Source organism: Cupriavidus sp. HPC(L), from assembly GCF_000307735.3.
Lineage (GTDB): Bacteria > Pseudomonadota > Gammaproteobacteria > Burkholderiales > Burkholderiaceae > Cupriavidus.
In genome coordinates, this window is sequence record NZ_AMPR02000391.1 from 1 (window position 1) to 1,298 (window position 1,298).

Sequence of the window (1,298 nt, forward strand, 5' to 3'; positions counted from 1 at the left end):
CGCGCAGCGTCGCCGCCGCGCAGGACGGATCGCCCGACAGCCATTCCAGTTCGAGTTCGTGGATGGTCTCGCGTGCCGACGTCAGCGTGCTGCCATCCTGGGCCACCGCGGCGATCACGCCGGCGTCCAGCGCCGCTTCGATCTCGGCTTCGGCCTGCGCTTGCCCTGGCGCCTCGTCGGCGGCGATCAGCGGACAGCGCAGCCGCCACGTCCGCCGCACGAAATCGGTGCGGAATACGGGCCGCAACCGGCCCAGCAGCGGCTCGAGCAGCGCGCGGGCCTCGTCGTCGAGCTTCGCCGGCTCCAGCGCTTCGCCGGCGACCTCGGTTTCCCATTCGTTGCGCGTGGCCAGCCCGGCCTGGCTGCGCCCCGCGGTCTTCAGCGTCTGCAGCCAGCACTTGCCGTCGCGGCGCAGCCGCAGCGCGGCGCGCGCCTGCGCCAGCTCATGGGCCGGCGTGTCGAAGTAGACGTTCAGCAGATGCGATTCGCCGACGGCCTGCGCGTTGGCGTCGAGCCAGGCCACCAGCGCGGCCGCGGCGGCGGCATCGGGCACGGCCAGTTTCAGTTCGATTTCCTGAGCCATCGGATCGGTCGGTGTGCGGAGGCGGGCGGCCGGTGGCCGATGTCAGGCGAACAGCCGGGCCAGTTCGGCGCCCGGGTCCTTGGCGCGCATGAACGCTTCGCCGACCAGGAAGGCGTGGACGTTGGCCTCGCGCATCCGCGCCACGTCGTCCGGTCCCAGGATGCCGGACTCGGTGACCACCAGCCGGTCCGCCGGCATCGCCGGCAGCAGGTCCAGCGTGTTCTGCAGCGAGACCTCGAAGGTGCGCAGATTGCGGTTGTTGACGCCGACCAGCGGCGTCTTCAGCCTCAGCGCCGCTTCCAGCTCGGCGCCGTCGTGGACCTCGACCAGCACGTCCATGCCAAGCTCGTGCGCGCAGGCCTCGAGTTCGGCCATCAGGCCGGGATCGAGCGCGGCGACGATCAGCAGGATCGCATCGGCGCCCCAGGTCCGGGCCTCGTAGACCTGGTACAGGTCCACCATGAAGTCCTTGCGCAGCGCCGGCAGCGGGCAGGCGCCGCGGGCCCGGCGCAGGTAGTCGGCGTGGCCCTGGAAGAAGTGTTCGTCGGTCAGCACCGACAGGCAGGCCGCGCCATGGCCGGCGTAGCTCTCGGCGATCGCCTCGGGAACGAAATGCTCGCGCAGCACGCCCTTGGACGGCGACGCCTTCTTGATCTCCGCGATCACGCCGGCCTGGCCGCCATCGATCTTGGTGCGCAGCGCCGCGCCGAATCCG

At 71.5% G+C, this 1,298-nt stretch carries 2 protein-coding genes; both read right to left on the bottom strand.

The window, feature by feature from the left end; genetic code table 11:
• Window positions 1-583, bottom strand: a 583-nt coding sequence (locus B551_RS18305; protein ID WP_023264734.1) for a CYTH domain-containing protein, incomplete at its 3' end; no start/stop codon positions are given.
• 42 nt (window positions 584-625) lie between these two features.
• A partial coding sequence (trpC, locus tag B551_RS18310; protein WP_023264735.1) for an indole-3-glycerol phosphate synthase TrpC occupies window positions 626-1,298 on the bottom strand: 673 nt, incomplete at its 5' end.